Below are 22,356 nucleotides of genomic sequence, written 5' to 3' on the forward strand. Positions count from 1 at the left end.
TTTATAGCCTATATAAAGTCGCACGTAGATAAGATAAAGAGTTTGAATATGTTTCGTCCTTTAGCGTTATTTATCGGCTTACGATACACCCGAGCAGAGCGTAGTAATGGTTTCATCTCCTTCATATCGCTTATCTCGATGATTGGTTTGACTCTTGGGGTAGCCGTATTGATCACGGTGCTATCGGTCATGAATGGTTTTGACCGTGAACTAAAAACCCGTATTTTGGGTATGGTACCGCAAGCAACGGTGGTCTCAACGGAGATTATCGGTGACTGGAAGCAGTTGGCTGACAAGATTAAAGAAGACCCAGAAGTGGCAGCCGTGGCTCCCTTTATCCAGCTGCAAGGGATGTTGACCTCAAATGGTCAGGTCGCAGGTATTATGGTGACTGGTGTTGATCCTGAATATGAAAAAAACGTCTCCATCATCAATGAGCACATGATTGAAGGTAGTATTGACACTTTACGAAATGGCGACTTTAGTATTGTGTTGGGGGAGGAGATGGTGCAGTCGTTAGGGCTGCAGTTAGGGGATAAAGTGACTTTGGTGCTGCCAGAGGCTTCACCTTCACCCGCAGGTGTGATTCCGCGCTTTAAGCGTTTTACCTTGACAGGTATCTTTACCATTAGTCCAGAAGTAGACAGTCTCATGGCCTTTATTCCCATGGGTGATGCCGCAAAACTGCTACGTCTTCCAGATGGGGCGCAGGGCGTGCGCATGAAGCTCAATGATATCTTTACAGCGCCAATAGCCGCAGAAAAAGCCGCCGCGATAGCACCTCAGCAGTTGTATCCTAATGACTGGACGCAAACTCACGGCAATTTGTTTGGTGCAATTCAGATGGAAAAAGCCATGGTGGGGTTGTTGCTGTTCCTTATTATCTTAGTCGCTGCCTTTAATATCGTCTCCAGCCTTGTCATGCTCGTGACGGATAAAAAAGCAGACATTGCGATTTTAAAAACCTTTGGCGCATCTCCTCGTCTGATTACGCAAGTGTTTATGGTACAAGGCGTGGTCATCGGTGTGATCGGTACGATTGCTGGCACGATATTGGGTATTATATTTGCACTCACAGTCAGTGATATTTTGGGCTTTATTAATCAAGTCTTTGGTCTGAATCTGTTTGATGCTTATTTTGTGAATTACCTGCCATCGCAGTTGCGTTTGCTAGATGTGGTGTTAATTACTGGTGCATCGTTTGTACTGAGCTTTTTGGCAACCATCTATCCAGCAAGGCGTGCGGCTAAAATTCAGCCAGCGCAAACGCTACGTTATGAGTAGTCCAAACGCACCAATACCGACATAAATAAAATAAAGGAAGCATCATGTCTGCCATTTTAGAGGCAAAAAACATCAACAAGATATATGATGAGGGGGCGGTCAGTACGCAAGTATTGACTGGCCTTGATTTGACCGTTCATGCTGGCGAGCGCATTGCTATTGTTGGTACCAGCGGTTCAGGCAAAAGTACCTTGCTACACTTGCTTGGCGGCCTTGATACGCCAACCAGTGGAGAAGTCTGGTTACACGGTCAATTGTTAAATAGTATGAATGAGACTGAACGTGGGGCAATGCGTAATAAGCATTTGGGATTTATCTATCAGTTTCATCATCTATTGGCTGAATTTACCGCTGTTGAAAACGTTGCTATGCCTTTACTGATGCGTCCAAAAGTGTCGGTCACTGAAGCGCGTCAACAAGCAGTTGCTATTTTAGAAAGTGTGGGTCTTGAGCACCGTTTGGCGCATCGCCCAGGTGAGTTATCAGGTGGTGAACGTCAGCGTGTGGCCATTGCCCGTGCGCTTGTCACTAAGCCGTCGCTTATCTTAGCCGATGAGCCGACAGGTAATTTGGATTATGACAATGCACAAAGCGTTTTCGGACTGCTGTCAGAATTGCAAAATACCATGCAAACAGCATTACTTATGGTGACCCACGATCGCAATTTGGCGGCGCTAGCAGATCGTCAGCTACTGCTACGTAATGGTCATTGGGAGCAGTATTAGACGGGTTACAAGCAAGGCTAGATAGTTGAGTAAGGCCTGTTTACCATTGTCCTATCAACAAACGCATAGCAGAAGTTACAATTAAGAAGTTATAAACGAGAAAAGAGGTTATAAACAAGGTTGGCAGTGAGCGGCCATGTTCACTTATAGGAAGGTATATAATGACTGAAGATGACAACCCAATCGATGCCTTTGGCAGTGCTGAAGAAGGCGTAGAACCATTAAAACCTTATATGGATCCGACGTTGTTCGATACGATTGATAAACAAGCACAAATAGATTTACTCACCCCTGTTTTTGATGCCATCACTTTGGCGGGTGTTGATTATGACCTAAAGGCTCAAGATAGTGCGACAGGCAAGCGCTACACGCTCCTAAAAGATGAGGAGGTGATTGATGTTTTTGTGATGGACATGAATCTTACCGACAACATTCTTGATGCTATAGAGCAGAACAAAGAAGACTGATTTGCCCAAAGAAATATGGTGGCGTTAAGGTAAAAACCCTAAGTTTTTGGTGTTTTATCAGAAGACTGCTGCTGACGCTTTTGCCAGCTGACGACGGTTCTATAACGCCAAACGGCTTTAAACGCCAGTCCACAAATGAGGCTGGTGACAATCGCTAAGATGGTCAGCCCTATACAAAATGCCGCAATCGATACGGTGCCGCGATAGGTGATGAATGGATTGGCACCGTCTGATAATGCCCATAAGCTAAAATCAGCAATCATTCGACCGATGAGTCGTAGGCTAATCATTGGTACGTCGATGATTTTGGCGCCGACATAGTAGCCTGCATAAAAGATAGGCAAACTGGTGAGGGGATTGGTGATCCAAGTGAGACCAAGTGCCATAGGAACATTGGCACGGAAAACCAATGAGCCGATTAGCGCCAGTAACATTTGTCCTGGCAATGGGAAAAAGGCACTAAGCACACCAATGTAAACCGCTTTATTTAGGCTATGACGATTGAATTGCCACAACCGAGGGTCAGCCAAATGTGGTGCGAACAGTTTTAAGGTGCGACTTTCTAGGATTTTCTCTGGTGTAGGAAGCAGGTCCTTCAGACGTTTTTGGGGCACAGGATCGCCTTTAATCGTTAACGACAGTCCGCTCAATCGCATTGATGGACTGCTATAAAGTGATATTATTAATAAAAAATATGGGTAAGGGTATATAGGATGATGATGCCAGATTATCGTCAGCGCAATATGTCTAATCAGTATAGGGTAATATAAATATAAATGCTATTGCATCACGTATCAGTTGTTATGGCGGATTTAACCACCCGTTTATGCTCAGGTATTTTTTTCGATCATACATAACCGCTCATACGAGTATAGTACTGTCGTTAGCTGGCTTATAATATTCATATCATCAAGCAAGGAGCGCTGGTGTACTGGTTGATGGGTAGTTTGATTGTTGTCGCTATGATGGGCGTTTTGGCGGTCGCGGATAGTGTGGCGATGCCGATTGGTTCACTGCTCGTGGATAATACTATTGCGCCCGCCTTACCTTTATCACTTATTACTCTTGCCATCACTCTGCTGGTGCTTGCTCAATTTAATGTCCCTTCCGTAAACAGCAGTAGTATTTCTCAAAATTCTCCTAGCTATTTATCTTGTCATCCCAACCGTGCCTGCCGTATCCTCAATCATACTTTAGTCGTTGCATTAGCCATGGCGCTCGTTATGGGCAGTGCCTTGCAAGCGATGATTAGTCATCAGCAAGCAGAAATGACAGAAGTTACTAAGCCCATGCGCGTGCAGGCACTAGTGACTATCGAGGGGATAAGTGACAGTGTCTATGACGCTGCCACAGATAGTAGTTATAGACAAGTTGCTACCATCACTTACGTATCACCTTTAGTGTCTGAGTTAACCACTCAAGATTTAGATACGCTTACAATGAGTGAGTTAGATAAAAATAGGAGTAGTGACAGCAAACACCGCGTACTACTCAACGCTTATCCAAAAAAGTCGTCAAATAACAGCCAGCTTGCACGCTTAAACCACTTGCAACCAGGCGATCAGTTGTTTATGAGCTTAACCCTTGCGCCTTTGGCTACTTCTGAGCAAGCGATAAACAATCCGTCTGGTTTTGATAGCTATCGCTGGCTACGAGGTCGTCATATTGATGGGGTAACGAATGTCTTGGCCACCAGCACACCGATTGTGAGTACCAGTTCATCAGCATTAGCGCCTACTTCTCACTCGTACCTACAGAGTTTGCGCACGCGTATTGATCAAGGACGTTGGCAGTTACGACAGCACTTTTATCAAGATTGGGCAGAGCAGACCACAGACGCGCAGCAAGCAAAGGCGGTCACATTAAGCTTGCTCACAGGCGATCGCAGTTTAATCAATCGTGATACCAAAGACTTGTATCAGCTGGCGGGCATCTCGCATTTGCTTGCTATCTCAGGGACGCACATTTTGTTTTTAGCGATCATGTTGGCTGGGGCCGTTGTACTGATCTTTAATCGACTGTGTCCTCTGGTTTATCGTTACGTTCCGCGTTGGCAAGTACGTTGGTGGGTGATGATTGGGGCGGCTTTTATCTATGCGCTATTCACTGGGTTTGATGTGCCAGCAGCACGTACTGCATGGATGCTATTGGCGATAGGGGTGGTGCGTTTAACATTGTTGCCGATTAGTACTATGCGTGTTTTGTTGGCGCTAGCAGTACTGATGGCATGGCAAGACCCATATGTACTTTGGCAGGCAGGTTATTGGTTGTCTTTTATTGCCGTGGCCTTGTTACTCAAATATGACGACACGTCATACAAGTATGCGCAATCTACTGTCGCGTCCCATAGGACCAAGGCAGGAAATGCGCTTGTTAAGCGTGTTTGGGCTCTATCTAAGCGCATGTTTAGATTACAATTTTGGTTATTTATTACTTTATTACCCATCACATTGCTATTGTTTGGCAAAGCATCGCTGTGGGGACTGGTTATAAATCTATTTGCAATTGGTCTGTTTGGCTGGGTGATCGTTCCGCTGAATCTACTGGCTGGACTGTGTTACCTTTTATCTCCCGTTATAGCTGATAGTATTTGGGCGCTCGTTATTGCCATCGTGGCTGGTTTGCATGAATGGATAACAGGGCTAACTTCAATGCCCGTGTTGGCAAAAGCGTGGCTGTACACACCAATAAACATGGCCATACTGCTTATGGTATTACTAAGCATATTGCCTTGGCTACTACCACGAGGGTTAGTTAGTCGTTGGCTGGCACTGCCTCCTCTAACCTTGTTAATAATGACGGTCTATGCCAATCAGCAGTCACTGATGACGATACCGACGTTGTACATTTTGCCAACGGGTGATCGCTATGTAAGCGCCGTGTTGTTGCAGTATCCTATTGTCAATGATGAGAATGCTAGTAAGAATAATAATAGTCAGTCACTAGCGACAGGCCAAACGAAGAAGAACGTTAGCTGGCTGTTTTTAGCCGATCATCGGCCCACAACCACACGAACGGTGCCAAGTCATTTGACGGCAGACAAGCTCTCTATGAGCTTAGAGCAGCAGCTAGGCAGCTTATCAGTCAACAAACTAGAAGGCATCGTCGTGCAGAGTGCTAGGGTTGGTTTGACTGCCACGCTGACTACTGACCATAAGCGCACGGTCTCGAATGCTGCGCCCTCTGAGCTACTACCAATGACAGTGGCTCAGTTAAATCAGCGACTACCTGTCAGTCAATACTGGCAAGCAGGACGCTCTGATCGTTGGCCTAAGATGCAGCAAGCCTATCAAACAGGCAATCACTCTAAGAGCTTATCCACATCGGCTATCAGCGCTCAACGTTGCGAACAAGGAAAATTATGGCAATTGGCGACTGGGGGTTTGTCCATAGAGGCGATGACGGGCTGGAGCAAGATAGGTGATGCCAACGTTTGGGACTGTACCGTGGCTATCGATACTCATTTACCCATGCGAGTGTTAATATATAATGCTGCCGATCCAATGAGATCGCTATCTGCCACTGCTCAAACACTCACACCAAGTGTCCAATCATCGCCTCACCATACTCAGGCGTCTTCATCACGCGTTGTTTTAAATGCAGACACGCATCAGCGCGTTTGGCAAATGTGGTCATTACTGTGTGTCGCTGAGAAAACGGATAAAGAGACAAGGTTTGATGACGTCATTTGGCTGGGTCATAGTGCCTCTGATATAACGGCCGATGTGTTACGGCAGCAGCGCATAAATAAGATCATGACTTATGATGAGAAGGCCTTAGAAGTAGCCTTAGCGTTAAATACTACCGTAAGTTCGAAATAAAATCGATTCGTTAGTAGTTAGTAGTTAGTAGCCACGCGCGACTGGTATAAATTTTCCTTACTTACTGTTATCACAGAGGCCACAAAAAATTCATTCCAGTCGCGCTGTATCGGTTTTACAGTGAGCCGCCTACATTGACCATGCTAGTGATACAGGCCATTAAAAAAATGGCTTATATGATCAGCGTTACAATATGGTGATATTTCACAGTTATACTATTGAACCAGAATTGAAATACCACCATACTTAGCAGCTTGTGAATACAGATGACAAATACAGTGAGGGGACATGATCTTCTTACTCTATCTATTTTTTATGTCATTTTTATCGTTTTAGATTGTTTCTGACTTAGGAAGTTATATGCCCAACTGGCCACCAGACCCCAACAAACGTCCTGACAATTCGACAAATCAGCCCACACCGATTCAGCAGCCAAACCAGCCGAGTGGACAAGAATGGCGACTGCTGGAAACTACTTTATTGGCTAGTGTGGTTGAGCAGCGTCGTGCCCGTCGTTGGAGTATCTTTTTTAAACTACTCACCTTTGGCTACCTATTGCTGATATTTTTGCTGCTTGGGCGTAGTTGTACCAGCCAAGCGCCTACAGGGTTAGATGGTGTTGATACGAGCCAGCCGCATTTAGCGGTGGTTGAGCTGCAAGGTGTGATTAGTAGCGGTGATGTGGCCAATGCTTATGATGTCAATGAGGCATTAACTCGCGCCTTTGAAAATAATAACTCAAAAGCGGTGGTATTAGAGATCAACTCGCCTGGTGGGTCACCAGTACAGTCTGATGAAATTTGGCAGAATATGATGGACTTGCGCCAAGAATATCCTGACAAAAAGCTTTATGCGGTGATTGGTGATATTGGTGCATCAGGCGCTTATTACATTGCGTCGGCCGCAGACGAAATTTATGTCAATCCCTCAAGCTTGGTTGGTTCTATTGGTGTGATTATGCCAAGCTATAACATTGAAGGTTTAATGGATAAGGTTGGTGTAGAAGATCGTACGATCACGGCTGGTGAATACAAAGATATCTTAAGCTTATCGCGTCCATTGACTGATTATGAAGAAAATCATGTCGAAAAAGTCTTGGCCAATACGCATCAGCACTTTATCAACGCGGTCAAAGAAGGTCGCGGTGACCGCCTAAAAAATCCTGAACAAAACGAGCTGTTTTCAGGGTTATTTTGGACAGGTGAGCAATCTATTGAGCTTGGCTTAGCAGACAAAAAAGGTAGCATCGCAACCTTAGAAAAACAGTTAGAGCTTGATAATGTAGTCAACTACAGTCCAACAGATCCGTTCCAGATGTTTATGGATCGTTTTGCTGTTCAGTTGGGTGCAGGCATTGGTTCTAGTGTCAGCCTTGATAAAATATTACCGCAAGAAGAAGGTAATGCGCAGATGCGTTAAGCGTTTTATGTTTTAGATTTAGCGTGTATGATTGTTGAGGCTGAGCGTAGGATTATGCTCAGCCTTAATTGTATGTAAGCGTTAAGCACCATAAAAAATATTTACAATGAGAGCCGTCATGAGTGATGAAATCAGTTTGCAGACCTTTGCTGCGCTATCTGTCTCTAAATTAACAAAAAAGCCCGTTCTACATTTTGCCCACGCCAATGGGATGCCAAGTGCGGTCTATCAGCCTTTTTTTGAGAATCTGGCGAAATTTTTTACGATTGAGTATATTGCGATGTTGGGTGCCACGCCCGACTACCCAGTCGATGACCACTGGCGCAGTCTCACGCAGCAGATTGTCGATAGTGTAAAACACACCTGTGAGAAGCATGGTGTCACACAAGTCGTCGCGGTCGGTCATTCGCTTGGTGCCATGTGTACGTTGCAAGCCTTGTATCGTGCGCCTGACTATTTTGCCCAAGCGGTACTGATGGATCCCCCTTGGATTTATGGCAAAGTCAGTTTGCTGTGGCATTTGGCAAAGACCGTAGATAGATTGCCATTCATGAATCATCGTTTGATGGATAAATTATCGCCAGCTGGCGTGTCCAAACACCGCCGTGACGTGTGGGATAGCCGCGCAGAAGCCTATGAAAAAATGCGACACAAAGGGTTTTTTAAAAATTTTGACGAGCGTAGTTTTCAAGGATACATCGATCATGGCTTACATGAACGTGCAGACGGTAAGGTGACATTGGCCATTCCTAAGGTCAGTGAAGTGGCCGTATTTCGTACCAATCCCTCTTGGTATTGGCTTGCACCAAATCGTGGGCCTAAGCCGCCTGTTACCTTGATTATCGGTGCAGACAGCATATTTTTAAAACGACAATTTCCGCAGCAAGTCAAATCAAGATTAGGCATTCCTTATCAGACTCACGCTGGTGGCCATATGTTCCCACTTGAATATCCAGACTCTGTCGCGCAGCAGGTGTTGACTGTGATTAAGCAGCAGTTACCAAGCTAGTCGCTAATGATTTATTGTTGACGTTTATGATAGAGATGGGCTGATAGAGCACTTTTTGAGTTATGATACTATGCTAAAAAACGTTACCGCTTCACACAATTTGACGACGGCAGCTAATAAGCCACCGCCACTATTTTCACGCTTAGGGGCGTTTTTGCTGACGATAGGAATGGTGCTGGCGTTTTTTATCAGTCAGCTACTAGGTGTGTACATCGCTGGCACGTTAGTATTACCGGCTCATAAAACCTCAACCGCCAGCGAGATATTCTTTTTCGGTAGTAATGATGGGACAGTGGTGAGCCTCTCCATTATGATTGGCTGTGTGCTCTTAGTAGCGATTAGCGTTTTAGTGATTCGTTTAAGAGGGGGGCGTGTTCGTCAGTATCTGGCGTTAAAGCCTTTTTCCTTTGCAGTAGGCATGGGCATGTTTGGGCTGCTGTTGCTATTTATGATTATCAGTCAGGCGTTGACGTACTGGTTTGATGAGACACCATTGGTATTCGTCGATCCTTTATATCAGTCTGTCAGTTCAGTATGGTTGCTGGTGGTTGCAATGGTGATCGTTGCACCGCTATATGAGGAGTTGATCTTTCGCGGTGTACTATGGTCGGCGATTGCTGAGCAGTATACGCCGCTAGCTGCTTCAGAGCATCGCGGAGCGATAGTCGCGAGCCTTGTGACCAGTTTGATATTTGCGGTGATTCATGTGCAGTATGGCATCTATGAGATCAGTACCATCGTGGTGTTGGCGTTGATATTTTGCTATGCGCGTGTCAAGTCGGGTTCGTTATTATTGCCGATGTTATTGCATGTCATTAATAATGGGGCGGCGATGTGGCAGTATCTTGCGCAAGCGGCGTAAATACCCTAACGGTTATCACTATGACCGTTAGGGTATTTCGATAAAGCTGACTATGCATCAGGATTTAATAGTAAAACCTCGTTTGCTGCGCGTTTGACATCATCGAGGGTTAGCTGAGGTTTGCCACTCAGTGCCTGTCGCCACTTGCGTGCCCCCATCAGACCTTGAAACAAGCCTAGATAGTGGCGGGTCATCGTGGGCAGCGCTTCCCCTTTTTCAATTTGCTCTTGTAGATAAGGATATAGCTGTTCTAAAATTTCTGAACGCTTAGGGGCTGGCTTGCCCCATAAGCTATTGGCTTCTGCCAGCAAATAAGGGTTGTGATAAAATGCTCGTCCAATCATCACGCCGTCGATATGCTGCAAGTGGGCTTCAATATCAGCGACGGTATCGATACCACCGTTAATTTCAATATCCAGTTCTGGAAAGTCTTGTTTTAGACGATAGACATCATCGTAACGCAGCGGCGGTATCTCACGGTTCTGCTTGGGACTAAGCCCTTGTAGCCAAGCAGTACGCGCATGAACGATAAAACGTGTACAGCCAGCAGCAGCAACCGTCTGGACAAAATCTACCATAAACTCATAACTGTCAAAATCATCAATACCAATCCGATGCTTCACTGTCACAGGTATGTCGACCGCGGCTTGCATGTGTGTGACTAAGCCTGCAACGATTTTAGGCTCTGCCATTAAGCAAGCCCCAATCTTATTGTGCTGCACGCGATCAGAGGGGCAGCCAACGTTGATATTGACTTCATCATAGCCGTACTGCTGAGCAAATTCGGCGCACTGTGTCATCTCAGTGATGTCTGCGCCACCAAGTTGTAGCACGAGCGGATGCTCAAGCGTATCAAAGCGCAGATGCCGTGCTCGATTACCATGTATCAAGGCACCCGTACTGATCATCTCGGTGTATAAATAGACATGCGGATTAAACAGCCGCGCAAAGTAACGGTAATCTGTTGTCGTCCAATCAATCATGGGGGCGACAGAAAGTCTCTTGTTGGTCATATCAACCATGGTTCTTTGCCTTAATATTTAAATGTTTGAACATTGACACGAAGGTTTTTATCGTAAATAGAGGAATAAGGCGTAACGGATGATAGACCGCATCACACCTTAAGTTTAATCGACACGCTCACTAGATAACATGATTGAGCTTTTTGAATTCAGGCAAGTTATAAAAATATATGCCCATGATGATGCCAATGAAGCCGATAAAAGCGATATAGAGCGCTGGTGAAAAGCTCACATACAAAGTGGCATAGCCAAGCCCAAAAGGCACCAATACACCCACAATACCGTAGGCCACATTATAACAAAAAGTCATCCCTGTTAGCCGTACATTGGTTGGAAATAACTGTACTAGGATAGCGGGTATCATACCAACGATACCGGCACAAAAACCCAAAAGCGCATACATGATTAAAATATAATCACCGCTTCCCTGCAGATGGTAAAAGAACACAAACATCTGAGCGATTAATAAAATGGAACCAATCGTCAAAATTTTACCAAAGTTTTGATGGTTGGATATTATTCCATAAAACACACACCCAAAAATCATAAACACAATACCCAAACTGTGAGAAAAATCAAATAAATCGTTGTCTAGTGTAAAGCGTAATTCAATTAAATCAGGGAGCAAAAGCACAATGACCGTGGTGATACTAGACACAATTACAGTGAGAAGCATACCAATAAATATGGCGTGTTTGCAGTGCTTAAAGAGGAGTCTGAATGGCTTGGCAACGTAGTCATTCGGTTGGGATTTTTTTAATTCAATAAAAAAAGGTGACTCATCTATCCAGCGCCATGCCAATAGCGGCAAAACACTCAAGATAGCTGCGATAAAAAATGGCAAACGCCAACCGTAGTCCGCCAGCTGCTCAGTACTCATGGTATTCGTCAGCCAAAGAAAAAAAGCGTTGGAGAATAATACGCCGACATAAAAACTGGCCGTGACATAACTACAGGCCACTGACAAATACTGCCGAGGAACATGCTCTGCTACAAAAACCCAAGCGAGTGGGACAAAAAGCCCAAATGCGATACCTTGTATGAGCCGTAGGGTAATAAACAAGGCGGGCGCGATCAAACCCCATTGTGTATAAGTCGGCAAGCATGCCATCGCCAATAAGCTGCCTGCGGTCACTAACAGACTGATTAATAGGACAGGCTTTCGGCCTTTAATATCACCATAACGACCAAAGATGATACCGCCAATAGGACGGGCTAAGTAACCAATCGCAAAAAGTCCAAGCCCTTGAATTTTTGTAATAGCGGGATTGACATTGGCGGGAAAAAAAGCGGCCGCCACAATGTCTGAGAGATATAAATAAATCAAAAAATCAAAAAATGCGACTGCGCTGCTGAAGCACATAAAAAGGACTGTATTTCTGTCTTTAGAAGACATTAGTGCATATTGAGAACGAGAAGGCATAATAGGTCGCGCATCCACATGTAAAAGTGCTCGTTAAGACAGTTATCTAGGTAACTGGCTATAATAAAAAACGACAAATCAGTACAGACAGTGATTTGCCGAAAAAATAAAGGGGTTTGAACTAAAAAATGTTTGAAAAAAAATAATTGACTTAAGGGCGCTCAAGCCAAAAGTGGTCCACTCAAGCGCTCTATTGCTAGTTAAATATGAATGAATAAGTTTTCTTAGGTTTCTTAGGTGCGACAGCTATAGTAGCCAATCGATCGGTAACCATGACATGATAGTGAGCCAAATATGGTCACCCACATCGACGCGCGGCTCTGAATCGTAAACCACTTTTTGATCGTCTTCCATGGTATGCCACTGCAGTTTGCCGTTATCCAATAATTTCACTTCATAAGCTTGGTTTAATAAGTCATCACTAAGCGCGCCATGTAACTGTTTTGCAAGCTGATCATCATTGATAATCACGCCCATCTCAGTATTGATGTTGGCAGAGCGGGGGTCGACATTATAAGAGCCTATGAATACTTGATAGTCATCAACGGCAAAGGTTTTTGCATGTAAGCTGGTTGAGGATTGACTGCGGGCTTTCCATAATTTGTTTTCACGTTTTTCTTCAGACGCTGTCGATTTTAGCTCATAGATTTTGACGCCGGCGCGTAGCAGACTAGGACGCCATTGGCTGTAGCCAGAATGAACGGCTGTCACATCAGTGGCATCAAATGAGTTGGTCAAAATTTTAATGTCAATACCAGCCTCAGCCAGTTGTACCAATGTATTGACGCCATCTTTAGTCGGTACAAAGTAAGAGGAGATGATGGTTAGTTGCTTGGTTGGACTGCCTAACAAGGTACGCAGCTGATGCACCAAGTTGGTCTCAGACGGGACTGTTTTGGTAAGCTTGCCCACGTCATCACTCAAAAATTGCATGTCTGTCCAGCGAAACGGCACCCGTTTATTGATTAAATCACTGTCTATCGTGGATTCTTCAATAGCGGCTTTATACACAGTCAAATCGCTATTGGTGTTGTTTGCTTTTTCTGGACCAAGCTTGTCTAAAGCCGCTAAGAAGTCAGAGGTTTCGCTACTGTCCGGTGTGACTAAGGTTTCGATGTCAAATGACAAAGGAGATGACCAGTAACTGGCAAAGCTGTTATCAATGTCTGCGACTACTTTACCGATGAGTAAAACGTCTAAGTCCGCAAATTGGCTATTTTGATCATTACTGAGATATTCGTTGCCAATGTTACGTCCACCAATAATGGTGATTTGCTTATCAAAGGTCATACTTTTATTGTGCATACGGCGATTGATACGCGGCAAACCTGTGACATAATTCAAGGTTTGAAATTTGCGGTGCATCAAAGGGTTAATAATACGCACTGCAATGTTAGGGTGACTAGAAAAGCGTAACAGATGCTGATCGAGTTTGGCGTTATTATTAAAATCGTCTAATAACAACCGTACAATCACGCCGCGCTCTGCTGCTTTCCATAAGTCTTTTAAGAGTAGCTGACCGGCTTGGTCGTCATGCCAAATGTAGTACTGAGCGTCGATATTGCGTGTGGCCATGTCTGTTAAGATACTGCGGGAGGCAAAAGCGTTGGCACCTGTCACGATTGGGTGATAGCCTGACAGATCCGGATGAATGTCGTTTTGCTCGCTAATAGCGCCCACCAGATCGACACTGTTGTTAGTGGTGGCGGCTGTGTCATTTTGTTCTATTTTTTGGTTATTCTCTGGTTGATATAAGGCATTAATTCGTGCTGATAACGCTTGGCTCTCAGGCAAATGGGGCTGCTTAGGTAAACTCTGACAGGCACTAAGACTCAAGGTCAGTCCGAGTGTTAGACTCAATGATAAGTTGCTTGGTTCCATACTGAGCATCGACATAAATGAGTTACCTTAGTGAGCCTTAATACAATCAATAAGTGGCTAAAAAATGAGCTTGCGCTTGCGGTCGGTTTTTATAGATGATAGCACTGATTATGAGGCGTATAATAATTTCGTCCAAGTCAAAATCTAAATCGCCGCTAAGCTTAGCAGCTGTAAACCTCTCTGCCTATTATAAATACGTTATTTTTATTGTATTCAGTGCCGAATTCAAAACCGGGCAGTCAGGGTTTTCTCTCGGCTGCCATTCCGCGTTAATAATCCGCGTTAATAAATAGAGAAACGGGTATGCAAAAACAACATTTAGCACTCACCTGAAACCAGCTGTTTGGAATAAGTTGACATGATATGATAACGCTGGTGCCCTAGAGGGTGTCCCCAATTCATTCGATAGTCAAAAAATACGCAGTCATTTTATAACAACTCAAGCAACGGAACCTTTATGAGTCAGTCGCAAACCCAAGACGAGAACAATTTAAACCAAAAAAACGCAATGGACAAATTAGATCCAAACTGGCGCAACGATGCCTTAGATTTAGGGCTTGATTATGGTATGCAGACCATCGCAGTGCGGGCGGGTCAACACCGTACGGATGAAGGGGAGCACTCAGAGCCTATTTTTACCACCAGCTCTTATGTTTATCACTCAGCGGCTGATGCAGCGGCGCACTTTAATGGTACCAAAACCGGCAATGTCTACTCGCGTCATACCAATCCAAGTGTGCGTACCTTTGAGCGTCGATTGGCGGCATTAGAGAATGGCGAACGTGCCGTTGCGACCGCCTCTGGTATGGGCGCTATTCTCACGATGTGCTTGGCGTATCTAAAAGCGGGCGATCATCTACTGGCGGCTAATCAGTTATTTGGCTCCTCTATTGGTCTGTTTAATAACTATATGGCGAAGTTTGGTGTTGAAGTCAGCTACGTTGATTGCTTCGACAATGACGCGTGGGCAAAAGCGGTACAACCAAATACCAAGGTGATTTATTGTGAAAGCCCAAGTAATCCGTTGGCACAAATTTGCGATATCGGTTATTTAAGTCAGTTGTGTAAAGCCAATGACCTCTTATTGGTGGTGGATAATTGTTTTGCCACTCCGGCACTGCAACGCCCGCTAGATTTGGGTGCTGATGTTGTCATTCATTCTGCCACTAAATATCTAGATGGACAGGGCCGTGTACTGGGCGGGGCATTGGTTGGTAGTGATGCGCTGATGCAAGAGGCGTTTACTGTCGTCCGCTCAGGTGGTATCAGCATGAGTCCATTTAATGCTTGGGTGTTTACCAAAGGGCTTGAGACGCTTAAATTACGTATGCAAGCGCATTGTCATAATGCCAACCAAGTGGCCCAATTCTTGGTCAATCATCCTAGTGTGAGTAAGGTGCATTTCTCAGGATTGAGCGATCATCCCGCGCATGAGCTGGCAACGCGCCAACATCATATGCAAGACGGCTACGGTGCTATCATGGGGTTTGAAGTGATGCCATCTGACAGTAGTGATTCAAATAGGCGCGATCCAAAAGCCGCTGCTTGGCACGTGATTGATTCAACCCAAATGGTCTCTATTACCAATAATTTGGGCGATGCCAAAACCACGATTACCCATCCTGCGACCACCACTCACTTTCGCTTGACCGCTGAAGCCCGCGCCGAAGCAGGTGTCAAAGATGGCTTGATTCGTCTATCGGTCGGTCTTGAAGATGTGGAAGATATTATCAAAGATTTGGCGCGTGGTTTAGACAGTTTGTAAAGATAACGGTATAATCGTCAGTAACGCATTCACGTTACGTTATCAATCATTACTTATTACTATAAAAGACAAAGAGGCAACTATGAATATTCAAGCACTGATGCAACAAGCTCAAACGATGCAAAAGAAAGTCGAAACAAACGTTGAAAATGCCAAAAAAGAGTTGGCTAACAAAGAAGTACAAGCCGAGGCGGGCAGTGGTTTGGTAAAAGTAACCATGACGGGTCGTCATGTGGTTAAACGTTTGACCATCGATCCAAGCTTGCTAGAAGATGAGCCAGATATGATCGAAGATCTTATTGCCGCTGCTATCAATGATGCGGTACGCCAAGCGGATGAGCTATACGAAGAAACCATGGCGGGCGCTACTTCAGGTATGGGTCTACCACCAGGTATGCAAGGTATGTTCTAATATCCGTCCCAAAAACAAGCTAACTTTGTCAGACTCGCTAAGCCTACTAAAAGTAGCGCTAGCACTCGTCTTCTTCGTTATCTTGAGTTTCTGGGATTGATACACGACTTGTTTTATATTTAGCTAACGGTATGTTATCTGTCTATATTCATGAAGGAAATGGGGTTGTTATCGACACGATACGACCCCATTTTTATAGCTATGGTTTATAAATAAAGGAAGTAACTTTGCTGACAGCCAAATTTGATCAGCTGGTCAAACAGCTGCGTGTTTTGCCAGGTGTGGGGCAAAAAAGTGCCCAACGTATGGCGCTACATTTGCTCACCAAAAAACGCCCGCAGGGGATGGCGCTCGCCCAAGCGCTTGATGACGCGATGCGTGATATCGTCGAATGCCAGCGCTGTCATAGCTTTAGTGATGATACTGTCTGCCCGTTGTGTCAAGACCCTAGGCGTGATGATGGAATGTTATGTGTGGTTGAAACAGCGGCAGATGTTATGGCGATTGAGCAGACCGCAGGGTACCGTGGACGCTATTTTGTGTTAGGCGGCCATTTATCACCGATTGATGGTATCAGCGCGGACGACTTAAATATTGATCAGCTGGTATGGCGAGTCAAGCAAGAGCCGGTTGGGGAGTTGATACTGGCAACAGGTACGACCGTTGAAGGACAGACCACAGCCCACTTCATCAGTGAGGCGGTGAGCCGCCATGTCGATAAAATTACCCGTTTAGCGCAAGGGGTGCCCATGGGCGGTGAGCTTGAATACCTTGATAGCATGACGCTCGGTCAAGCCATGCAAAATCGTTCTTTTTTGTAGCACCGCTCCTTTTTATATAGTCCATTCTATTTAAGATCGATACAGAGTGAATGGGATAAATTTTTCGCAGCCTTTGTCACGCCTGCGAACAGCAAGCAAGAAAAATTTATCCCATTAGAACGAGGATAGTAACGTATCGATTTTATTTTCAACCGACTATAGTATGGTTATAACAGCAAAGTCTGATTTATTTGACGATGTTGTTATAATGGCTTTATTACTGTTTTTTATCCCATTTTATTAAGACGCTGTTTAGCGTTTTATTTTATTCTATTTATGCAGGTATCTGCCCGTGTCCAATAATGCTAACAATGCTTCAAACCCTCAAGCAAATACTCCTGATGTGTCTGATGAGTTAAAGGCGTCAGAAAATACTAGGATGACGTCAGTAGACGTGCCTTCAGAGCCAGATATCGAGGCGTTGTTAGACATCGCTGATGAGGTTGAGGTTACTTGGGTGCGCGAGCAAAGCCAGTTGGCGGAAGTGATTGATGCGTTGGCCACTTGCGGGCGCGTGGCACTAGATACTGAATTTATCAAGCGTGATACGTATTATCCGCGCTTGGCATTGGTCCAGCTAAACATTGGCGATCATATCTATTTACTAGATGCCCCGCAGTTGCAGTTGGCGGAGCTATGGCAAGCGCTCCGTGACGTTGATGTGGCCATTTGGCACGCTTGCGGTGAGGATTTGGGTATTTTCTACTTGTTGTCTGGCTGTCCGCCATTGACCAATATTTTTGATACGCAAATTGCGTTGTCTTATTTGACCGGTCAATTACAAATGGGTTATCAGCAAGCGCTTGATGATCAGTTGGACATGCATATTGACAAAGAACAAAGCCAATCAGATTGGCTACAGCGCCCACTATCAGATGAGCAAGAGCAATATGCGATTGACGATGTACGTTATTTGCCAGCGCTGTATTTAAGTCTTGAGTACGAGCTAAAAAAGCAGGGTTTATACAATTATGTATGGGCAGACTGCCAGCTTTATGCCAGCGATTTGTATGCCGCTCAGCATGTTGAAGATGAGGCAATGTATTTAACGATGGCAGATTATCGCTATACCTCGCAGCAGATGGCGATACTAAAAGCGGTCGCTACTTGGCGAGAAGAGCTGGCACGGGCGACCAATCAGCCGCGTACTTTCGTCATCAAAAAACAAGCCGTGCGTGAGATGGTCACTGAAAAACCAAATAGCATGCGCGAGCTGGCGCATAAAACGACGATGCACCGTAGTATGTTGCGACTGTACGGTGAAGAGTTGCTTAAGGTGATAAGAGACGCAAAAAATCTGCCACCTGCTGAGCATCCAGATTGTCTATTGCCACCTTATCGCTCAAAAAACAAAGTGCTGTCTAAAGCTGTGCAGCAAGCAATTGATGATCATGCGCGTAGCATAGGCGTACCAGCGAGTGTCCTCATGCGCAAAAAATGGCTGGGTCAACTGTATGAAGTGATTGCTTTTGATAAAGATCTAAGCGAGTTGCCGCAAGGGTTAAAGGGCTGGCGCAACGACTGGGTGATCCAAACCCTGATTCCAGTCATTGAAAAGCACAAAACTGAACTACAACAAGGCATGGGTATTAGGGTTTGACGGGTTTTTAGACACTTAGTTATTAAGCGTTTCACGTTTAAACTGCCCATGCTCTAAAAAGTATCTTGTTTGCTCAGCGACTTCTTTATCCACCAGCATGCCAGTGTGCGAAACTGGCATGACGATATGGTCAGACGCTGTCTCAATTTTAGTCTCTGCCACATAAACGGTGCCGTCATGGACAAGTTGTTCTTTTAGTAATGGCTTGCCTAATTTATGCAGTTTGCGGTTATGATAGTGCAAAAATAACTGTCCCAGACCGTAGGGCTGATTGCCCGCAATAACGCCAAGGGTTATGTGCTCTGGTAAGGGTGCTACGGTTCCATCTAGCGCGTCAATATATGAGCGTCCCATCATAGCAGGCGTTAAGCGCCAGATATAATCGGCACAAACACTCCCTATATGCGGTGTTCCGAGTGTGACGCAGCGGCCAATCTGCCACTTGGGATACTGAGTGACAAAGTCACGAACGATCAACCCTCCCAAACTGTGGCCGACTAGATCTACTGGCTGGTCAGGATGGTGATGTTTTTCCAGCCATGCGTTTAGGTGAGCACTGTTGGTGTTGATACTATCGCGCAGGCTACGGTAGCCGTATTGATGGGTGTTAAATCCTGCCTTTTGCAAACGTTTGGCAAGAGGGCGCATAATCCAAGCCGTTTGATGCAGCCCATGTAATAGAATGACGCGGTTTTTTTGTTGCATGTTTGCTTCCAACAAAGTAAATAGTGGATATAAGTACACATGAATTTTATGCTATCGCTAAATACTATCATTTATAGTTAATACTATTGAACACGATGCGCAAAATAAAAACCTCCAAGTCAGCTGCTGACTTGGAGGTTTTTTTGATAAAGAAACTATTTATAGTTTACCGAAATTATCATTTACCGAAAACTTCGACTACATGTAGTTTTCGATACTTGGGCAAGAGCACATAAGGTTTTTGTCGCCATAAGCGTCATCAATGCGCGCCACACTTGGCCAGAACTTGTGCGCGCGAACGTACGGTAGCGGGAATGCAGCCGTATCACGACTGTATGGGTGCGTCCATTCGCCACTAGTAATCATAGCAGCGGTATGCGGTGCATTGACCAATGGGTTATCTTCTAGTGTCCAATTATCTTCACCGGCTTTGGCTTTCATGGCCTCCGCTTTGATAGATTTTAACGCACTGATAAAGCGGTCTAGCTCCTCGGCCGACTCAGACTCTGTTGGCTCAATCATCAAGGTGCCTGCTACTGGGAAGCTCATTGTTGGTGAGTGGAAACCATAATCCATCAAACGTTTGGCAATGTCGCTTTCAGTGATGCCAGTCTCTTCTTTTAACGGGCGAATATCGATGATACATTCGTGCGCCACGCGGCCGTTTTTACCGGTATATAGAACAGGGTAGTGGTCCTTAAGCTGGCTTGCTACGTAGTTGGCGTTTAGTAGTGCCAACTCAGTCGCCTTTAGCAAACCATCACGTCCCATCATGGCAATGTACATCCATGAGATAGGCAGAATGCTGGCTGAGCCATAGGGTGCTGCCGATACGGCCGAGCAGTCTTTTTGTGCATTGTGGACAGGGCTTAAGGTATGGTTGGCCATAAATGGTGCCAAATGTGCCTTCATACCAATAGGGCCCATGCCTGGACCGCCGCCACCGTGCGGGATACAGAAGGTTTTATGCAGGTTCATGTGTAGGACGTCTGCGCCAACGTCAGCTGGCTGCATCATACCTACCTGCGCATTCATGTTGGCGCCATCCATATAGACCTGGCCACCATGTTTATGAATGAGGTCACAAATATGACGGATACCTTCTTCAAATACACCATGCGTCGATGGGTAGGTAATCATTAAGGCACCTAAACGATCGCTGTGCTCTTCACATTTGGCCGTTAAGTCATCGATATCAACGTTGCCGTTTTCATCGGTTTTAACCACAACCACTTGCATGCCCATCATCATGGCAGTAGCAGGGTTGGTGCCGTGGGCTGACATAGGAATCAAGCAAACATCACGATTGTTTTCACCAAGTGATTCGTGATAACGGCGGATAGCGAGCAGACCGGCGTACTCACCAGAGGCGCCAGAGTTTGGCTGCATTGACACATCGTCAAATCCGGTGATGGCTTTTAGCTGGTCTTGTAGGCTATCAATCATGGCAATGTAACCTGTGACTTGATCGCGCGGTGCAAAAGGATGCACGTTGGCAAACTCAGGCCAAGTGATTGGTAGCATCTCACTGGTCGCATTCAATTTCATGGTACAGCTACCCAAAGAAATCATACTGCGGTTCATCGCCAAGTCTTTGTCTTCAAGCGATTTTAAGTAGCGCAGCATTTCATGCTCGGTATGATGCGAGTTAAAGACGGGATGCGACAAGATGGCGTCAGTACGTAAGTGTGCGCTATCAAGAGACACGCTGGCTGCTTCAGGTAGTTCGTGGGCTTTACTAACGAACAATTGGGTTAAAACCTTGAAGTCTTGCTGATCACTGGTTTCACTAAAAGCAACAGCCAATTTTTGCTCGCCAAGACGCCATAGGTTGTAGCCAACATTGTCTGCATTTTCAAAAATTTGTGTGGCCAGCTTTTCAGAACCACAATCAACAACGACCGTGTCGAAGAACTGATCGTGTACCACGCTTAGATTGCTATCGTTTGCTTCTTTGATAACAGTGGCAAAGGCGGTAGCAAACGCATGAATACGTGTCGCAATACGCTTCACACCTTCTGGACCATGATAGACGGCATACATACCTGCTAAGTTGGCCAGTAGTACTTGTGAGGTACAGATGTTTGAGTTGGCTTTTTCACGGCGGATATGCTGCTCACGGGTTTGTAATGCCATACGTAGCGCCGTATTGCCTTGCGCGTCTTTTGATACACCAATGATACGACCAGGCGCAGAGCGTTTGGCTTTATCAGAGAAAGCAAAGTAAGCGGCGTGTGGACCGCCAAAGCCCATAGGTATACCAAAACGCTGTGTACTACCTAGCGCCACATCTGCGCCCATGTCTGCTGGTGATTTTAACAGCACCAAGCTCATGATATCGCTTACGACACTGACGTACGTTTTATTTTTCTTAACGGCGGCGATAACGTCAGTTAAATCTGTAACATCGCCTTCAACCCCGACATATTGGAATAACGCACCGAAGTAATCGCCAGATTTGGCGGTTTCAAAATCACCCACGACCACTTCCCAACCGAAGTATTTGGCACGAGTATTGATGACATCTAGCGTTTGTGGATAAATGCGGTCATCAACAAAAAACTGGTTTGATTTGCTTTTGCTCACACGCTTTGACATCGCCATGGCTTCTGCTGCCGCCGTGGCTTCGTCCAATAATGAGGCACCTGCCATCTCCAAACCCGTTAGATCAATACAAACTTGTTGGAAGTTAAGCAGTGCTTCTAGACGACCTTGCGCAATTTCAGCTTGATATGGGGTATAAGCGGTGTACCAGCCTGGGTTTTCAAGAACGTTACGCTGAATGACCGCAGGCATACGCACAGGCGAGTAACCTTGACCGATATAGCTTTTATTCACGGTGATATCATCAGCCATCGTCCGCAATTTGGCTAAGGCTGCATGCTCACTCATGGCCACTGGCAGGTCCAATTCTTTATGTAAACGTACGGGCTCAGGCACGGTATCGTTGATGAAGCTTGCCATATCTTTATAACCAACAGCGTCAAGCAAGTCAGCTTGTTTGCTGTCATTTGAGCCTAGGTGGCGATAGACAAATTCAGCTTCGTTGAATAGTCCTTGAAAGGTATCAAACGTTGGATTTTGAGAGATAGTCATGACAGTCCTTGGTTAAGGGAGTAATAAAAGGATTTACTAAAATA

Annotated in this window: 17 protein-coding genes; 11 read left to right on the top strand and 6 right to left on the bottom strand. The window is 45.3% G+C overall.

Features of this window, described 5'->3' with window-relative positions:
- The first annotated feature begins 48 nt into the window (after positions 1 to 48).
- The 3 genes from JFC06_RS06100 (at position 49) to JFC06_RS06110 (ending at position 2,476) form a co-directional block, all read left to right on the top strand.
- Complete coding sequence (locus JFC06_RS06100; RefSeq protein ID WP_198334348.1) at positions 49 to 1,284, top strand: lipoprotein-releasing ABC transporter permease subunit; 1,236 nt, start codon at positions 49 to 51, stop codon at positions 1,282 to 1,284.
- A gap of 44 nt (positions 1,285 to 1,328) precedes the next feature.
- Entirely contained in the window at positions 1,329 to 2,009 is a 681-nt protein-coding gene (lolD, locus tag JFC06_RS06105; protein ID WP_198334349.1) for a lipoprotein-releasing ABC transporter ATP-binding protein LolD, read from the top strand.
- 161 nt (positions 2,010 to 2,170) lie between these two features.
- A complete protein-coding gene (locus JFC06_RS06110) occupies positions 2,171 to 2,476 on the top strand; it encodes a hypothetical protein (RefSeq protein WP_193005117.1) in 306 nt (101 codons plus the stop codon).
- Positions 2,477 to 2,514: 38 nt separating this feature from the next.
- Here JFC06_RS06110 and JFC06_RS06115 read toward each other — a convergent pair whose 3' ends face one another.
- Positions 2,515 to 3,132 carry a DUF2062 domain-containing protein gene (locus tag JFC06_RS06115; protein ID WP_198334350.1) on the bottom strand — a complete coding sequence of 206 codons (618 nt, stop codon included), beginning with the start codon at positions 3,130 to 3,132 and terminating at the stop codon, positions 2,515 to 2,517.
- A gap of 270 nt (positions 3,133 to 3,402) precedes the next feature.
- On the opposite strand from JFC06_RS06115, the gene JFC06_RS06120 reads away from it, so the two are divergent.
- The 4 genes from JFC06_RS06120 to JFC06_RS06135 all read left to right on the top strand — a co-directional run bounded on the left by JFC06_RS06120 (position 3,403) and on the right by JFC06_RS06135 (position 9,587).
- Positions 3,403 to 6,297 carry a ComEC/Rec2 family competence protein gene (locus JFC06_RS06120; RefSeq protein ID WP_198334351.1) on the top strand — a complete coding sequence of 965 codons (2,895 nt, stop codon included), beginning with the start codon at positions 3,403 to 3,405 and terminating at the stop codon, positions 6,295 to 6,297.
- Positions 6,298 to 6,657: 360 nt separating this feature from the next.
- Positions 6,658 to 7,716, top strand: a complete 1,059-nt coding sequence (gene sppA / locus JFC06_RS06125; RefSeq protein WP_193005115.1) for a signal peptide peptidase SppA — start codon at positions 6,658 to 6,660, stop codon at positions 7,714 to 7,716.
- A gap of 118 nt (positions 7,717 to 7,834) precedes the next feature.
- Positions 7,835 to 8,725, top strand: coding sequence for an alpha/beta fold hydrolase (locus JFC06_RS06130; RefSeq protein WP_198334352.1), 891 nt, complete (start codon positions 7,835 to 7,837; stop codon positions 8,723 to 8,725).
- Positions 8,726 to 8,795: 70 nt separating this feature from the next.
- Positions 8,796 to 9,587, top strand: a complete 792-nt coding sequence (locus tag JFC06_RS06135; protein WP_265088191.1) for a CPBP family intramembrane glutamic endopeptidase — start codon at positions 8,796 to 8,798, stop codon at positions 9,585 to 9,587.
- Positions 9,588 to 9,637: 50 nt separating this feature from the next.
- On the opposite strand, the gene dusA is transcribed toward JFC06_RS06135, so the two are convergent.
- The 3 genes from dusA to JFC06_RS06150 form a co-directional block, all read right to left on the bottom strand.
- Positions 9,638 to 10,609 carry a tRNA dihydrouridine(20/20a) synthase DusA gene (dusA, locus tag JFC06_RS06140; RefSeq protein WP_198334353.1) on the bottom strand — a complete coding sequence of 324 codons (972 nt, stop codon included), beginning with the start codon at positions 10,607 to 10,609 and terminating at the stop codon, positions 9,638 to 9,640.
- Positions 10,610 to 10,730: 121 nt separating this feature from the next.
- Positions 10,731 to 11,972 carry an MFS transporter gene (locus JFC06_RS06145; RefSeq protein ID WP_227670153.1) on the bottom strand — a complete coding sequence of 414 codons (1,242 nt, stop codon included), beginning with the start codon at positions 11,970 to 11,972 and terminating at the stop codon, positions 10,731 to 10,733.
- A gap of 306 nt (positions 11,973 to 12,278) precedes the next feature.
- Positions 12,279 to 13,928 carry a phospholipase D family protein gene (locus JFC06_RS06150; RefSeq protein WP_193005111.1) on the bottom strand — a complete coding sequence of 550 codons (1,650 nt, stop codon included), beginning with the start codon at positions 13,926 to 13,928 and terminating at the stop codon, positions 12,279 to 12,281.
- A gap of 493 nt (positions 13,929 to 14,421) precedes the next feature.
- On the opposite strand from JFC06_RS06150, the gene JFC06_RS06155 reads away from it, so the two are divergent.
- The 4 genes from JFC06_RS06155 (at position 14,422) to JFC06_RS06170 (ending at position 18,511) form a co-directional block, all read left to right on the top strand.
- Positions 14,422 to 15,678, top strand: coding sequence for an O-succinylhomoserine sulfhydrylase (locus JFC06_RS06155; RefSeq protein ID WP_198334378.1), 1,257 nt, complete (start codon positions 14,422 to 14,424; stop codon positions 15,676 to 15,678).
- An 82-nt stretch (positions 15,679 to 15,760) separates the two neighbouring features.
- Positions 15,761 to 16,090, top strand: a complete 330-nt coding sequence (locus JFC06_RS06160) for a YbaB/EbfC family nucleoid-associated protein (protein ID WP_193005110.1) — start codon at positions 15,761 to 15,763, stop codon at positions 16,088 to 16,090.
- A gap of 227 nt (positions 16,091 to 16,317) precedes the next feature.
- On the top strand, positions 16,318 to 16,911 hold the full coding sequence (gene recR, locus JFC06_RS06165) for a recombination mediator RecR (RefSeq protein ID WP_198334355.1): 594 nt from the start codon (positions 16,318 to 16,320) through the stop codon (positions 16,909 to 16,911).
- 292 nt (positions 16,912 to 17,203) lie between these two features.
- A complete protein-coding gene (locus tag JFC06_RS06170; protein WP_198334356.1) occupies positions 17,204 to 18,511 on the top strand; it encodes a ribonuclease D in 1,308 nt (435 codons plus the stop codon).
- 15 nt (positions 18,512 to 18,526) lie between these two features.
- Here JFC06_RS06170 and JFC06_RS06175 read toward each other — a convergent pair whose 3' ends face one another.
- Positions 18,527 to 19,216, bottom strand: a complete 690-nt coding sequence (locus JFC06_RS06175; RefSeq protein WP_198334357.1) for an esterase/lipase family protein — start codon at positions 19,214 to 19,216, stop codon at positions 18,527 to 18,529.
- Between the two features lie 198 nt (positions 19,217 to 19,414).
- On the bottom strand, positions 19,415 to 22,312 hold the full coding sequence (gene gcvP / locus JFC06_RS06180) for an aminomethyl-transferring glycine dehydrogenase (RefSeq protein ID WP_198334358.1): 2,898 nt from the start codon (positions 22,310 to 22,312) through the stop codon (positions 19,415 to 19,417).
- Between the last annotated feature and the right edge of the window lie 44 nt (positions 22,313 to 22,356).

The organism is Psychrobacter namhaensis (assembly GCF_016107545.1).
Taxonomy (GTDB): Bacteria; Pseudomonadota; Gammaproteobacteria; order Pseudomonadales; family Moraxellaceae; genus Psychrobacter; species Psychrobacter namhaensis.

Bases quoted from the DNA above. Each gene is read 5' to 3' on its own strand.
- JFC06_RS06145 (WP_227670153.1), bottom strand. From the start codon at position 11,972: ATGTGCTTCAGCAGCGCAGTCGCATTTTTTGATTTTTTGATTTATTTA.
- JFC06_RS06130 (WP_198334352.1), top strand. From the start codon at position 7,835: ATGAGTGATGAAATCAGTTTGCAGACCTTTGCTGCGCTATCTGTCTCT.
- dusA (WP_198334353.1), bottom strand. From the start codon at position 10,609: ATGGTTGATATGACCAACAAGAGACTTTCTGTCGCCCCCATGATTGAT.
- sppA (WP_193005115.1), top strand. From the start codon at position 6,658: ATGCCCAACTGGCCACCAGACCCCAACAAACGTCCTGACAATTCGACA.
- lolD (WP_198334349.1), top strand. From the start codon at position 1,329: ATGTCTGCCATTTTAGAGGCAAAAAACATCAACAAGATATATGATGAG.
- JFC06_RS06115 (WP_198334350.1), bottom strand. From the start codon at position 3,132: ATGCGATTGAGCGGACTGTCGTTAACGATTAAAGGCGATCCTGTGCCC.
- JFC06_RS06155 (WP_198334378.1), top strand. From the start codon at position 14,422: ATGGACAAATTAGATCCAAACTGGCGCAACGATGCCTTAGATTTAGGG.
- gcvP (WP_198334358.1), bottom strand. From the start codon at position 22,312: ATGACTATCTCTCAAAATCCAACGTTTGATACCTTTCAAGGACTATTC.
- JFC06_RS06160 (WP_193005110.1), top strand. From the start codon at position 15,761: ATGAATATTCAAGCACTGATGCAACAAGCTCAAACGATGCAAAAGAAA.
- JFC06_RS06110 (WP_193005117.1), top strand. From the start codon at position 2,171: ATGACTGAAGATGACAACCCAATCGATGCCTTTGGCAGTGCTGAAGAA.
- JFC06_RS06150 (WP_193005111.1), bottom strand. From the start codon at position 13,928: ATGTCGATGCTCAGTATGGAACCAAGCAACTTATCATTGAGTCTAACA.
- JFC06_RS06175 (WP_198334357.1), bottom strand. From the start codon at position 19,216: ATGCAACAAAAAAACCGCGTCATTCTATTACATGGGCTGCATCAAACG.
- JFC06_RS06100 (WP_198334348.1), top strand. From the start codon at position 49: ATGTTTCGTCCTTTAGCGTTATTTATCGGCTTACGATACACCCGAGCA.
- JFC06_RS06135 (WP_265088191.1), top strand. From the start codon at position 8,796: ATGCTAAAAAACGTTACCGCTTCACACAATTTGACGACGGCAGCTAAT.